The 13,500-nt window shown below is 65.0% G+C and carries 13 protein-coding genes; 3 read left to right on the top strand and 10 right to left on the bottom strand.

The annotated features are described in order from the left end of the window. Together Q0C42_RS04050 and Q0C42_RS04045 are read right to left on the bottom strand one after the other, a co-directional pair. Complete coding sequence (locus Q0C42_RS04050; protein WP_295072309.1) at window positions 1-1,233, bottom strand: FAD-binding oxidoreductase; 1,233 nt, start codon at window positions 1,231-1,233, stop codon at window positions 1-3. A 3-nt stretch (window positions 1,234-1,236) separates the two neighbouring features. After that, window positions 1,237-2,121 carry a dihydrodipicolinate synthase family protein gene (locus Q0C42_RS04045; protein WP_295072307.1) on the bottom strand — a complete coding sequence of 295 codons (885 nt, stop codon included), beginning with the start codon at window positions 2,119-2,121 and terminating at the stop codon, window positions 1,237-1,239. A gap of 135 nt (window positions 2,122-2,256) precedes the next feature. Here Q0C42_RS04045 and Q0C42_RS04040 point away from each other — a divergent pair, with 135 nt between their 5' ends. Beyond that, a complete protein-coding gene (locus Q0C42_RS04040; RefSeq protein WP_295072305.1) occupies window positions 2,257-2,976 on the top strand; it encodes a GntR family transcriptional regulator in 720 nt (239 codons plus the stop codon). On the opposite strand, the gene Q0C42_RS04035 is transcribed toward Q0C42_RS04040, so the two are convergent. The 5 genes from Q0C42_RS04035 to Q0C42_RS04015 all read right to left on the bottom strand — a co-directional run bounded on the left by Q0C42_RS04035 (window position 2,973) and on the right by Q0C42_RS04015 (window position 7,307). Next, complete coding sequence (locus tag Q0C42_RS04035) at window positions 2,973-3,218, bottom strand: MoaD/ThiS family protein (RefSeq protein ID WP_295072303.1); 246 nt, start codon at window positions 3,216-3,218, stop codon at window positions 2,973-2,975. The two genes, Q0C42_RS04040 and Q0C42_RS04035, sit on opposite strands and share 4 nt — an antisense overlap. A gap of 2 nt (window positions 3,219-3,220) precedes the next feature. Then, window positions 3,221-5,470: a xanthine dehydrogenase family protein molybdopterin-binding subunit gene (locus tag Q0C42_RS04030; RefSeq protein WP_295072300.1), complete on the bottom strand. Its 2,250-nt coding sequence runs from the start codon at window positions 5,468-5,470 to the stop codon at window positions 3,221-3,223. Continuing rightward, entirely contained in the window at window positions 5,470-5,946 is a 477-nt protein-coding gene (locus Q0C42_RS04025; protein WP_295072297.1) for a (2Fe-2S)-binding protein, read from the bottom strand. The genes Q0C42_RS04030 and Q0C42_RS04025 overlap by 1 nt, the downstream gene beginning before the upstream one ends. After that, window positions 5,943-6,809 carry a xanthine dehydrogenase family protein subunit M gene (locus tag Q0C42_RS04020; RefSeq protein ID WP_295072294.1) on the bottom strand — a complete coding sequence of 289 codons (867 nt, stop codon included), beginning with the start codon at window positions 6,807-6,809 and terminating at the stop codon, window positions 5,943-5,945. Before Q0C42_RS04020 ends, Q0C42_RS04025 begins: the two co-directional genes overlap by 4 nt. A 153-nt stretch (window positions 6,810-6,962) precedes the next feature. After that, a complete protein-coding gene (locus Q0C42_RS04015) occupies window positions 6,963-7,307 on the bottom strand; it encodes a hypothetical protein (protein WP_295072291.1) in 345 nt (114 codons plus the stop codon). A gap of 156 nt (window positions 7,308-7,463) precedes the next feature. On the opposite strand from Q0C42_RS04015, the gene Q0C42_RS04010 reads away from it, so the two are divergent. Both Q0C42_RS04010 and Q0C42_RS04005 read left to right on the top strand, forming a co-directional pair. Continuing rightward, a complete protein-coding gene (locus Q0C42_RS04010) occupies window positions 7,464-8,138 on the top strand; it encodes a Crp/Fnr family transcriptional regulator (RefSeq protein WP_295072288.1) in 675 nt (224 codons plus the stop codon). A 15-nt stretch (window positions 8,139-8,153) separates the two neighbouring features. Then, window positions 8,154-9,791: a CHASE domain-containing protein gene (locus tag Q0C42_RS04005; protein ID WP_295072287.1), complete on the top strand. Its 1,638-nt coding sequence runs from the start codon at window positions 8,154-8,156 to the stop codon at window positions 9,789-9,791. Window positions 9,792-9,869: 78 nt separating this feature from the next. On the opposite strand, the gene Q0C42_RS04000 is transcribed toward Q0C42_RS04005, so the two are convergent. From Q0C42_RS04000 to Q0C42_RS03990, 3 genes are all read right to left on the bottom strand, one after another. Beyond that, window positions 9,870-10,859, bottom strand: a complete 990-nt coding sequence (locus tag Q0C42_RS04000; protein ID WP_295072284.1) for a PRC-barrel domain-containing protein — start codon at window positions 10,857-10,859, stop codon at window positions 9,870-9,872. 113 nt (window positions 10,860-10,972) lie between these two features. After that, entirely contained in the window at window positions 10,973-12,553 is a 1,581-nt protein-coding gene (locus Q0C42_RS03995) for a phospholipase D-like domain-containing protein (protein ID WP_295072281.1), read from the bottom strand. Between the two features lie 63 nt (window positions 12,554-12,616). After that, the gene (locus Q0C42_RS03990; protein WP_295072279.1) at window positions 12,617-13,426 is read right to left on the bottom strand and encodes a response regulator; all 810 of its coding nucleotides are present in this window, start codon (window positions 13,424-13,426) and stop codon (window positions 12,617-12,619) included. Window positions 13,427-13,500 lie beyond the last annotated feature (74 nt).

The raw sequence follows: 13,500 nt of genomic DNA, 5'->3' as shown, positions 1-13,500 counted from the left end.
TTAGAACCTGTTCACCCGGTAAGGATGCAGATCGACCGAAGACTTGCCTCCGGTAATCAGCTCACCCATCAGCCGGGCCGTTGTCGCAGCATAGGTCAGGCCAAGATGACCGTGGCCCGTGGCATAGAACAGCCCCTTTGTCCGGGGACTGGCCGACAGGATCGGGATCGTATCCGGCAGGGCAGGGCGGTGGCCCATCCATTCGGTGAAGTCCTCGCAAGCCAGGTTCGGCAACGCTTCCTTCGCGCGCTTCACGGTAACCTTCGACCGCCGGTAGTCCGGAGCCGCCTCCAGCCCCGCCATCTCCACCGTCCCGCCCACCCGGATACCCCCGGCGGTTGGCGTCACCATGAACGCCTTGGCGGGCCAGATGATTGAGTGTTTCATCGAAATCCCGGGTGCCATGATCTGGGTGTGATAGCCCCGCTCCGTCTCCAGCGGGATCGGCTCGCCCAGGTCTTTCGCCAGCTTCGCCGAGAAAGCCCCGGCACAGATCACCACCTCATCGGCAGGCATCCGGCGGCTTTCCTTCAGCACCAACTCGCGCATCTCGTCGGACCGGGTAAAGCCCACGACCTCGCCGTGTTCGATCCGGCCCCCCAAGCCAACGAACCGCTCGGCCAAGGCCAGCACCAGCGTGTAGGGGTCCTTGATTGACCGGTTCTGCGGGAACAGGACCGCCATCCCGATCTTGTCCGACAACTCCGGCTCCAGCGCCTTGATTGCCTGCCGCCCGATCACCTCATGCGGGAAGCCGAAGCGTTCCAGGATCTCGATATGCTCGCGGTCGGCCTTGAACTCGGCTTCGTCGGTGTAAAGCGACAGGCAGCCCTCGTCGCTTATCTGGTCGGTCAGCCCGGTCTCCCGCAGGAGGTCCAAAGTATCCCCCAGCGCACGAGAGCACAGTGCCGCACCCTCGGCCTCCAGTGCCCGCAGCTTGGACGGCCGCGAGGCGGCGATGAACCGCAGGAACCACGGCACCAGCTTCGGCATGTAGGAGGGCCGCACCCGCACGGGCCCTTCCGGGTCCAGCATCCAGCCCGGGATCTGCTTCCAGACCGAGGGGCGCGAGGCGGGCATGAACTCGGTCACCGCAATCGAGGCCATGTTGCCATAGGACGCGCCCTTGCCAGGGGCGTCCCGGTCCACCAGCACCACCTGCCGACCGCGCCTTTGCAGATCATGCGCGATGGCGGTCCCGATGATACCCGCGCCGACGACGACAGTGACCACGGCTTACTTCCAGTTCAGGATCGGCTGCATCGCCGCCGCGAACTCGGCCTTTTCGGCGTCGGTCAGGGGGCCGAAGGGCATCCGGCAGCCACCGACCGGCGTGCCCTGCAATTCGCATCCGTACTTCAGCTTCTGCACGAACTTGCCCGATTCAAGCACGTTCATCGCGGGCCAGACCGCCTGCATGATCTCTTTCGCGCGGGCATGGTCGCCCGCCCGGAAGGCCGCGTCCATCTCGCAGACCGGTTTCGCCATGCAGTTTGCCGGCCCGCAGATCCAGCTGTCCGCACCCCAGTGCATGAAGTCCCACGCGATGTCGTCGGAACCGGAGACCAGCTGAATCCGGCCCGCATAACGCTGTGAAATCCCGATGGCGCGCTGCAGGACCCCCGAGCTTTCCTTGATCCCGATGATCCGCGGGTTGTCGGCCAACGCGTCCAGCGCCTCATGCTCGATCTCGACCCCGTCCTTGCCGGGGTAGGAGTAAAGGACGATGTTCATGTCCGTCGCGTCGATCACCGCATTGAAATGGCGAATGATTTCGGCTTGCGTAGGTTTGGTGTAGAACGGCACGGCAAGCAGCACGGCGTGATAGCCCAAGTCCTTGGCGCGCTGTGTGTTGGCGATCACGCCGGCAGTCGACGGCGCGTTGGTTCCGGCGATCAGCGTCTCGCCCGGCTTGGCGAAGTCTTTGACAAAGCGCAGGACCTGATCACGCTCGTCGTCGCTCATCAGGTTGTATTCGCCCGAAGACCCGCAGGGCACCCAGCCCGAAACGCCCGCCGCGCGCAGGGCGGTCAGATGCATCTTGAACGCTGCAAAGTCGATCTGATCCTGGGGATCAAATGGCGTGACAAGTGCGGGCAGCACACCGGACAGCTTCAGCATTTCAGGTTCCTCTCGGGGCAACGAATGGTGCGCAACATGGCGACAGAGTGACGACATGTCAAACCCAGAATGTACCGTGTCGACTTGATACCCCCCATCGGCTATGCTTGGACCACAACTGCCAAGGGGTTCGCCATGCGCGACGAAACGGAACCGAAACGCGTCAAGGGGACCGGGGTCAAGTTCGCCTACGAAACCCTGCGCGACGAGATCCTGTCGCTCGACCTCGAACCCGGCGCGGTGCTGGACGAAACCTCATTGGCCGAGCGTTTCGGCATGTCCCGGTCGCCGGTGCGCGAGGCGCTGATCCGGCTGGCTGGCGACGATCTGGTGGTGACGCTCTCCAACCGCTCCACCGTCGTTGCGCCGATCGACCTGCAAAGCTTCCCGAAATACGTCGAGGCACTGGACGTCGCGCAGCGGATGAACACGCGTCTGGCGGCAGAGTTGCGGACGGACCTGGACCTAAAGACCATCGCGCGGCGGCAGAAGGAGTTCGTGGCCTCGGTGTCGAAGGGCGAACACTTGGCGATGTCCGAGGCGAACATGAACTTCCACATGGCCATCGCCCATGCCGGACGGAACCCCTACCTGTCCGCCTTCTACGAGCGCCTGCTGAACCAGGGCCGCCGGATGCTGCACCTGCATTTCGCCTATCTGGAGCAAGGCGACGGCGAGATCCTTCTGACCGACGAACATGACGAGATGCTGGCCGCCATCCGCGACCGGGATGTGGTCCGCGCGGACGCGCTGGCCCATGCCCACACACGGCAGTTCCGGGACAACTTCATCAGCTACATGAAGCAGAACTACCTGAAGGACGCGCCTTTCGCGTCGCTGGGGCCCGCGGCCTAGCCGCCCTTCAGGCGTTGCAGCAGGTAGACCTCGCTTTGCGGCCCGACGGGTGCGGCCCGGTTGTTCGCGATGACCTCGCCATCCACCGCCACCGAGAGCCCGGCCTTGATCGCGGGGCCCAGACCCGGATGCGCCCGTTCAAGCGCATCCATCATCTGTCCCACGGTCGCGGCGTCCACCTCCACCACCTCTTGCCCATCGGCGAACCGCCGCAGGCTGGCCCAGAGATGGACCTTCGCCATGCTTACGCCCGTGCCGCCATGATCGCCGCCAGCACCTTGGGCGGAGAGCAGGGCAGGCTGCGGATACGCGCGCCAGTTGCCCCGGCGATGGCAGATGCGACGGCGGGCAGGGGCGGGGTGATCCCCGTCTCGCCCACGCCACGCACACCGTAGGGGTGACCGGGGTTCGGAACCTCGATGATCACCGTGTCGATCATCGGCAGGTCGCTTGCGACGGGAACGCGGTAGTCCAGGAAGATCGGGTTCTGCAGCCGACCGTCGGCGCCGTAGACGTATTCCTCGTTCAGCGCCCAGCCGATGCCCTGTGCAGCCCCGCCTTGGTACTGCCCCTCGACGTATGCCGGATGGATCGCCGTCCCGGCATCCTGCACCACGAGGTAGCGCAGGATCGTGGTCCGCCCCGTCTCCGGGTCCACCTCGACATCGACCACGTGCGTGCCAAAGCTGGCCCCGACACCCTCGGCCGTCACCTCGTGGTGGCCCGAGATCGGCCCCCCGGTCGAGCCCATCTTGGACCCGATCTCGCCGATGGTCATGGGCGGGAACTTGCCCGCGTTCGGGCCAGCGGGATGCGCCGCGCCGTCTTTCCATTCGACGGCTTCCGGGTCGATGCCCCAGTCCGCAGCCGCGCGACGGCACATTTCGGTCATCGCATGCCGTGCGGCTTCCACCGCCGCCTTGCCGCTGGCAAAGGTCGCCCGGCTGCCGTGGGTGGGTTCGTTGACGCCCAAAGCGCCGGTTTCCACCACGTTCACCCGGACGTTTTCGTACGGGATGCCCAGCGTCTCGGCGACCATCAGTCCGATGGAGGCACGGCTGCCGCCGATGTCGGGCGTGCCGATCATCACCGTCGCCGTCCCGTCCTCGCCAACCGCCAGAGTGACCGAGGTCTCGCCGCCGTGGTTGAACCAGAAGCCCGAGGCAACGCCGCGGCCCTGGTTCGGGCCCAGCGGAACCGTGTAATTGAGGTGATCCTTCGCGGCCTCCAGCGTCTCTTTCAGACCGATCACGTTGTAGACCGGCCCATAGCTGGACTTTGAACCGTTGGTTGCGCCGTTCTTCAGCCGCACCGCGATCGGGTCCAGCTTCAGCTCGCGGCACATCTCGTCGACAAGGCTTTCCACCGCGAAGGCCGCCATGGGCGAGCCCGGGGCGCGATAGGCTGCCGCTTTCGGACGGTTGGCGATGACTTCCACGGCCTCATGCTTCAAGGCCGGAATGTCGTAGCAGGCAAAGGCACAAGGCAGCGCCTCGCCGATGGGGGACATGCCGGGAAAAGCCCCGCCCTGCATCCGGAAATAGACCTGACCGGCGGTGATCGTGCCGTCGCTCTTCATCCCCAGCTTGACGTCCATCGACGCCGAGGCCGTCGGCCCCGTCGCGCGCAGAACCTCGGACCGGCTCATCACCAGCTTCACCGGACGCCCGCCCGCTTTCCGGGACAGGGCCAGAGACAGCGGCTCCATGAAGATCGTGGTCTTGCCGCCGAAGCCGCCGCCAATTTCGGACGGCGTGACCCGCAGGTTCGCCGCGTCGATCCCAAGGACCGCCGCGCTCATCCGGCGGATGTACCAGTGGCCCTGCGTGCAGACCCACATCTCGCCACGCCCGTCCTCGCCCATCTGGCCGACGCAGGCGTGCGGTTCGATGTAGCCTTGGTGGGTCGCTTCGGTCTTGTAGGTATGTTCGCGCACGATGTCGGCGGCGGCAAAGCCCGCCTCGACGTCGCCATGCCCGAACTCCATGTAACGGGCGACGTTGCCGTGCATGCCTTCCGGCACAGAAAAGTCCGCCACGCCTTCGCGGATGACCGGAGCCCCCGGGGCCATCGCCGCATCGACGTCGGTCACATGCGGCAGGACCTCATAGGTCACCTCGATCAGACGCGCCGCGTCCTGCGCCAGAAGCGCCGAGGTCGCCGCAACAGCTGCGACCGCATGTCCGTCGTACAGCGCCCTTTCACCGGCCAGCGTATTGTCCTGCAGGTTCAAATCCTCACCCGTCAGTCCCGTCGGCAGGTCGGCGCGCGTGACCACGGCCTTCACGCCGTCCAGCGCCAGAGCCTTCGACGCATCGATCTTCACGATCCGCGCATGGGCATGGGGCGAGCGCACCACGGCGGCATGCAGCATCCCCGGAAGGGAGAAGTCAGCCCCATAGCGCGCTCGGCCCGTCACCTTGTCCAGCCCGTCCGGACGGTTGGGGCGGGTACCGATCAGCTTGTATCCGGTCTTCACATCATCGCGCGCCATTACGCTGCCCCCCGCATTTCCGCAGCCGCGTCCTGCACGGCCCGGATTATCTTGTCATAGCCCGTGCAGCGGCACAGGTTCCCGGCCAGCCAGTAGCGCACCTCGGTATCGGTGGGGTCCGGGTTCCGCTCCAGCAAAGCCTTCGCCGCCACCAGAATGCCCGGAGTGCAATAGCCGCACTGCAGGGCCGCATGTTCGATGAACTTGCGCTGCAGCGGGTGCAGCTCTTCGCCTGCCATACCCTCGATGGTTTCGACCTTCTTGCCATTGGCCTCGGCCGCCAGCATCAGACACGAGCAGACCAGCGTCCCATCGACGACAACGGAGCAAGCGCCGCAATCGCCGGTGCCGCAGCCTTCCTTGGTGCCGGTCAGGTCCAGCTGGTTGCGCAGGGCGTCCAGCAGGGTTTCGCGCGGGTTCGCCAGAAATTCGACCGGATCGCCGTTGACGATGGTCGAGACGTGAATCTTGCTCATTTGGTCAATCCTTTCGCCCGGTCATAGGCGATCTTGGCCGCCCGGCGGGCCAGCACGCCCGCCACTTCGATCCGGAATTCCTTGGTGCCGCGCTTGTCCGAAATCGGCTTCGCCTCGGCCTGTGCCGCCTTGGTCAGCGCGGCCAAAGCCGCATCGTCCAGCGTGGTGCCGATGATCGCCTTGGCCGCCGCGTCGGACAGGATCACTGTCGGGGCCACGGCCCCCAGCGCAACCCGCGCCTCGACGATCCTGTCTCCGTCCAGCCGCAGGCTGACAGCGCAGCCGACGACGGCAATGTCCATCTCGGTCCGCGGAATGAAGCGCAGATAGCAGTCGCCCCCGTTCTTCCCGCGCGGTGGCAGGGTGATCCGGGAAACCACCTCGCCCTTCGCCAGATTGGTACGCCCCGGTCCCGCAGGCACCTGTTCAACCGGGACTTCCCGGGATCCGTTCGGCCCCGTGACGGTCACTGTCGCACCGGCGGCAATCAGTCCCGGCACCGAATCCGCGGCGGGCGAGCCGTTGCACAGGTTTCCTGCCAGCGTCGCCCGGCCCTGCACCTGCGTCGAACCGACCAGGTTCATCCCTTCGACCACGCCCGGCCAGTCGCGCACCAGCGCATCATGCGCGCCCAGCACGATGCCCGGCACCGCGATGCCGATCTTCCAGCCGCCGTCGGGCGTCTGCTCGATCTCGTCCACGCCGGGAATATGCTTGAGGTCGATCAGATCGTCGGGCTGCACCACGCCTGCGCGCATCTGCACCAGGACGTCCGTTCCGCCCGCCAGAAAGCGCAGAGTGCCCGTGGCCGCCGCGGCTATGACCGCGGCATCCGCAAAGCTGGTTGGTGTGTGATATCGCATGTCATCTCCCTGAACTTTGGGCAGGCGTTCCGTCGGCGCCGATCGTTTCCGACTTTGCTGCACCAAGCGGTCCGCCGCAATGCCAGTCTGCGACCCCTACGATCTGTCGCCGACCTTGATGGCAGGGATTCTGTCATGCCGGACCGTGGTCCACTAGTCCTCGGGCACCATCCGGCGCAGAACGTTGGCGACGCTGTTTTCGGTGAACGGAGTTGGCAGGATCTCTGCCCCATCCGCTTCAGCCTCGCTCAGCAGCCCGCTGAACGCGTAGGGCACGCGCAGTTCCTGCAAGGCAAGGCCGACCTTCGTCCGGCGGAATCCGCGCGGATTGTGGTTCAGCAGCACGGCCGTCGGCGGTTGTTCGTCCAGAACATCCAGCACGGCGTCCGGCTCGTGAAACACGATGACCTCTGCAGCGGGGTCATGCACCCGAATCGCATGGGCAAGATCGTCCGCGACAATCTTGTCGGGTTCGACGACGTAGTACCTGTTCTTCAATGAATTGCCCTTGGCTCGTTGACCTTCTGAGACCCGACCATGAAGGTGTATCGCGACAGGCGCATTAACCTGTGATGAACGACGGAAGGAAACCTGATGGCAGAAGCGACAGATTGCCTAGACTGTCCGCTGCGCTGCCGGCCGCTGTTCGTTCCGATGACCGAAAGCGAACTTGCCTTCCAGCGCCGCTTCAAGGCGGGCGAGCGGGTGGTGCCGGCAGGGGGCGACATCATCCTGCAGGGTCATCAGGCGGCGTCGCTTTACACGGTGCTGTCCGGAATGGCCGTCCGGTCGATGATGCTGGAAACAGGACAGCGCCAGGTGATCAGCTTCGTCTTTCCGGGAGACCTCGTCGGGCTGCAATCGGGCATCATGGGCCAGGCGCGTCACACGGTGACCGCCGTGACGGAAACCGTCCTGTGCACTTTCCCGCGGGAACGGGTGTGGGAGCTTTTCCGGAACCAGCCCTCGCGCGCCTACGACCTGACCTGGATCGCTGCGGTCGAAGAGCATTTTCTGGGCGAGACGGTAGCCACCCTCGGCCAGCGCGATGCGACGCAACGCATCGCCTGGGCCCTGGTCCGGATCTGGCGGCGTCTTGTCGCACTTGGTATGGAGCAGGACGGCTCGGTCCCGTTTCCCTTCCGGCAACACGACCTTTCCGATGCGCTTGGCCTTTCGGTGGTGCATACCAACCGCGTGCTCGTGGCCCTGCGCAATGCGGGGCTGGTGCGGCTTGCCGGTCGGCGTCTTGAAATGCTGGAGCACGTCCAGCTTTCACAGATCGCGCTTGTTGACATGGAGAAGGAAGATGTACGGCCGATCCTCTGACCGACGAGCGCCGAATTGAAAGGCCTGATTGCCGCGCAGCTTCCGAAACTGGTCTTCCTTCTGGCGTTCCTGTCCGGTCTTGCGGTTACCTTGGCCGTCTACACCGGAAACGAGCGCCAGCTTGAGGCCGAGTTCGTTCGCGTTGCGGACCTGGCAATCGACCGGGTGGAGTCACGCCTTCAGCAGCATATCGTCGTCCTGCGGGCCGCCCGTGGGCTCTTGTCCGCCACCCGCGACAGGGTGGTTCGGGACGAATTCCTGCGCTTCCTGTCCTCGGTCGATATCGTGACCGAGCTCTCGGGGGTCCAGGGGATCGGCTTTGCCCGGATGATCGCCGACACCGATACCGCGCTGGCGGAAGAAGAAATCCGACGGCACTACGGTCTGGACATCGAACTTCACCCCGACTCCCCGCAGTCCTGGCGGACGCCGATCGTGCTTCTTGAACCCCAGAACATCCGCAATGCCGCGGCATTGGGGTTTGACATGTATTCCGAACCCCTGCGGCGGGCGGCAATGGACCTGGCGATCGCAAGCGGGGATGCGCAGATCACCGCACCCGTCCAGCTCGTGCAAGAGATCACCAAGGACAAGCAGACCGGGTTCCTGATCTACCTCCCCTTCCAGGATGTTGCACGGCAGGAGGGCATCGATTCCCGGCCGGTGTCCGGCTTCGTCTTCGCGCCGTTCCGTGGCGGCGACCTCATCCGCGCGGCGCTGTCCGTGGGACCAGCTTTGCCCGTCGCCCTGCGGATCGTCGATGCGGACGTGCCAGAGGTGCCGGTTTTCGACAACAGCGCGGCGGCGGGGGCCCGGCCCCTTCACCACAGCCGAAGCATTCCGATCCTGGGCCGGAAATGGACGTTCGATGTCTGGGCCGACAAGGCCAGCATGGGTCAGGTCCAGCACATCGACAGCGTGCTTCTGGGCCTCACCAGCTTCCTCTTTGCCGCTGCGGCCGCCTATGCGGTCGCGTCCCGCCAGAAAGAGGCGCTTCAAGCCCGGGCCGTCGCCGCCGCCGCTTCGCGTGAGGCGGACTACCGCGAGCTTCTGCTGCAAGAGATGAAGCACCGGATCAAGAACCATATCGCACGCATCCAGTCGATCTCGCGGCAAAGCGCCCGTGGGGCAACCGACGTCAAAGCCTTCACCGCCGCCTTCGATTCCCGCCTGCAGGCCATGTCGGTAGTGCAGGAAATTCTTGCGGGATCAGCGGTCGCGCAGGCGGACCTGCGCTCGGTTCTGGTCAACGAACTTCAGCAAAGCCTGGATGCAACCGAAGTCGAGCATCTGGTGGACGGTCCTCCGGTTCGCCTGAACGAACGCCAGGCTCACGCCTTTGCCCTGGTCGTCCACGAGCTTCTGACCAACGCAATGAAATACGGCGGACTCTCCGCCGCTGGATCGGGGCTTCAGATCCGCTGGTCCTTGCGGGCCGAGGCCGGGAAACCCTGGATCGACCTGGAGTGGCAGGAGCGCTTCGAAGGCGTTTCGCCGGCACCGGCGAACGGATCGGGTTTCGGTTCCCGCCTGATCGAGGCCAGCCTCAACGGGGAATTGTCCGGCAGTCTGCACCGGGATTACAGACCCGAAGGGCTGATGATCCGGGTCGCGTTCCCGCTGGATCCGGGGCTGAACGACAGCTTGAAATAGGTGACCCGCACCCATCGAGATGGGCGCGGGCCTGGCCGTCCGCTGTGAGAGGGCACTGCCACAGCGATCGACCGTTTCTTACTGCATAGTGTGCTCGGGCAGCGCTTCCAGTTCTTCCTTGGTCATGTTGACCCAGATCCGGACTGCGCCACCTTCGGACTGCGCCACGGTCAGCCGGTCCATCGGAATGGCGACAGACCGTGCACCGATTCCAAGGAAGCCGCCCACGTCCAGAACAACGTCGGTCACCTGACCTTCGCCGGTGAGGACAAGGTCAGAAACCTCGGCGATCGAGGAGTCGCTTGGGTCGCGGACATCGGCGCCGGTCAGCAGTTCCGCCGTCAGGGTGTCACGCTCGACCGAGGAGTAGCCCTCGGGCAGAGTCATGGTCCCATCCGAGGCCACCATCGGGGCAGTCGCCGCAGCACCGTCGGTCTGGGCTTCGGTCCCGTTGTCGCCAGCAACCTGGCCATCGGCCGGAAGCTCGGTGTCGGTCGCATTGCCGGTGCCTTCGGTGCCCTCGGCCGTGGTCGACTCGGCCACAGCCTCGTCGGTCGCGGTACCCTGGGTCGTGGTGTCGGTCGCGGCAACATCGGCATCAGCATTGGCATCCGCGTTCGCGTCTGCATTTGCGTCCATGGCCGCACCCGGAATCATGTACTCCGGTGCGCCTTCCAGGGTTGCACGGTCCGACTGCAGGACCAGGAACCAGTCATCAGCGTCCGTAGCGTCATCCTGGACGACTTTCAGCGCCGACATGTCGACGGCGACCTGACGTTCGCCCATGCCAAGGAAGCCACCGATGTCGACCAGAACCGCGTCGACGGTGCCATCGCGGCCCAGGATGATGTCGTTGACTTCACCGATGTCTTCCCAGCCCTCCTGGACGCCCGCATAAGCGTCGGCGTCGAGTGCAGCTTCGCTGGCATAGATGCGTGCGCCGATCACGTCCGAAGCCGCGAGTGCGGGCCCGGAAGCTTCCGACTGGAAGGGTGAATTGGCGTCCTGGGCCATCGCAGGCAATGCGAAGCCGGCCGCCAGAGCGGTTGTAAGAAGCAGAGCTTTCACGTGAATCTCCTGTGTTGCGATCGTTGGTGCGGCACGAAGCCGCCTGTGGTCCTCCAACGTGCTACCTCTGGGATGAGTTCCCCAACCCCCGACGCTTGGCAAAAAACCGCGCATCAGACCATCTCGTCGGGGACCAGTGGAAAGGCCCGGCCAAAGTCCTCGGCCGATTTCAGGTCATAGGGCAAAAGGAACCCGCGCCGCTTGTCCGGTGGCAACTTTGCGTTGCGCGACGCCAAAGCCCACCAAGCGGCCACAGCGCGGTCGGGATCGAAGTAGTCCGCTGCTGCACCAACCGGCAGCCAGTGCGTCATCAGCCGTTTGCGCAGCCGGATCACCGGACCGGGATCGGTCAGCACGACACCGGCCTCGGTATCCCAGCGCAGCGATCTGCCGTTCAGATTGGCGGAAGACACGATGGCGGTGGTGTCGTCGAAGAGGCTGACCTTGGCATGGATGTAGACCAATGGCGCACCCCGCAATTGCGCCCGGCCTTTTGCCTGCGTCCGCCGTGGCTGGGCGGCGCCGCCCACGAAAAGTCGCCGACCAAAACCCCGCCGCAGGATGCGCAGGCACTTTGCCTGGAGAAACTCGCCCAACCGCGCGTCCAGCCCGGTCGAACCTTCGAAGGCCACGTCGTCGGGCGCGGCGGGCAGGATGAGGATCATCCGCAACCCGGGCTTTTCTCGTGCCTCCTCGGCCAGCAACCTTGCAAGGCGCCGATCACGGAAATACTGCGTCTCGACATAGATCAACCCTTGCGCCGCGCTGATCGCGGACCGTTGGGCCGCTTCGATTTCCGAAACGACCGGCTCGGGCGAGATGAACCGCCACGCACCGCGCCCCCGTCTTCGAGACAGGGTTCGGACAAAGCGGACCCCGGCATGCTCCGGGGCCGGCTCACCGGGCGGATGCCGACCAAGGATGATGTCCAGAAAATTCAGAAGATGTGTCCGGGCATCGTCCGCCACGGGACCTTCCAGCATCAGCTGCACGTCATGCCAGGTCTCGTTGCCCGGTTGGCGATGTTCGGGCGTGTCGTAGAACCGCTCGTCCAGATCGAGGCCGCCGATGTAAAGTCGTTTGCCGTCAAAGACCGCCAGCTTCTGGTGATGCGTCGCGGGATACAGCGGCGGGATCTGAAACAGCCGGGGGCGCGGAATCTCGTCCTTTGCCACCAGCATCCGCTGCACACCCGGCATCTCGCGCAGCGCACGCAAGCGGTGCGACACCACTTGGCGCCTCAACCAGCCGGCCACCCGCCCCAGCCGCGAGGCCACCACGGGCCAGAACAGCAGCCGCGGCCAAAGCCCTGCCACTGCCGAATGCATGGATGGAATGACGGTCAGCTTTGCACCCGGCCCGGCCATTTCGGCCGCTGCCCAGAACATCCGCACGGTGCGCCACGTGGCCCGGTGGAGACGCGGTCGTGCCACCGGATCGAAGTCCGACAGCACGATCCGCACCTCGATCCCGCGCCGCAAGGTATGGATGATAAGGTCAAACCAGGTGGCACCTACCGCCATGCCCTCGGGTGACCGCAACCGCGTCTTCAGGTCAAAGACCCGAAAGCCCGCCACGATCTCGTGACGGGCGTCCAGAAAGGCCCGCTCCAGCGTCGGATAGGCCTCGGCCGCGGTGACGAGGATTTCGACCTGGGGTGGCGATGGGTGGGGTCGTCGGGCGGGCTGCGGCACGTCGCTCCGGGGAATGCTTCCCCGGTTCAACCCCGCCGCAGGCCCTGTGGTTCCCACAGGCCCCTAGGCCCGCAATGTCGCCGTCGACGAGAAGAACATCGCCTGACTGACCGCCGAGCGGACCTGCTCTTCGGTGTAGGGCTTGTTGATCAGGAAAGCCGGCTCGGGCCGTTCGCCAGTCAACAGGCGTTCCGGGAAGGCGGTGATGAAGATCACCGGGATATTGCCGAACTGACCCAGGATCTCGTTGACCGCATCGATGCCCGAAGAATTGTCGGCCAGCTGGATGTCAGCCAGAATGAGGTCGGGCTTTTCGGCCGCAGCCATGTCCACGGCCTCGGCATGGGTCCGTGCATTGGACGTGACCCGGTGTCCCATCGCCTCGACGATCGCCACGATGTCCATCGCGATGATGGCCTCGTCCTCGATCACCAGAACTGCACCGCGCACGGACCGCTCCATCTCCTGCACGGCGACGTCGATGAGATGTCTCGCCTCGTCCGAGTCGATCCCCATGATCGCCGCGACCTCGTCATGGTCGAAGGCCTCGACGGTGTTCAGCAGCAACGCCTCGCGCGAGTTCAGGGTCAGCCCAGCCATGTGCGCCTGCGCTGCACCGGCCAGCAGATCCTCGGCGTCCGCCACGGGCGCGCCCGCGGTGGACCAGATCGAATGGAAGACCGAGAAGAGAGCAACCTTGGGCTCTGCATGTGAGCCCATCAGCGTCGGATCCGCGATGATCGATTCCAGGACTGCGATGGCATACTTGTCACCGCTGGACTGGTTCCCCGTCAACGCACGTGCATAGCGGCGCAGATAGGGAAGGTGACGGGCCACCGTTGCGGAATGATCAACCGCTTCCTGTGCGAACATCAATGTCTCTCCCAGTTTTGCATAATTCTTCGGGAACCAAACGCGCCACTCGACGTTCAGTTCCCGTCACCGCG

The organism is Tabrizicola sp. (assembly GCF_022842145.1).
Lineage (GTDB): Bacteria > Pseudomonadota > Alphaproteobacteria > Rhodobacterales > Rhodobacteraceae > Tabrizicola.
Note: the sequence above shows the minus strand (reverse complement) of the source record. Positions and strands in the feature narration are given on the sequence as shown.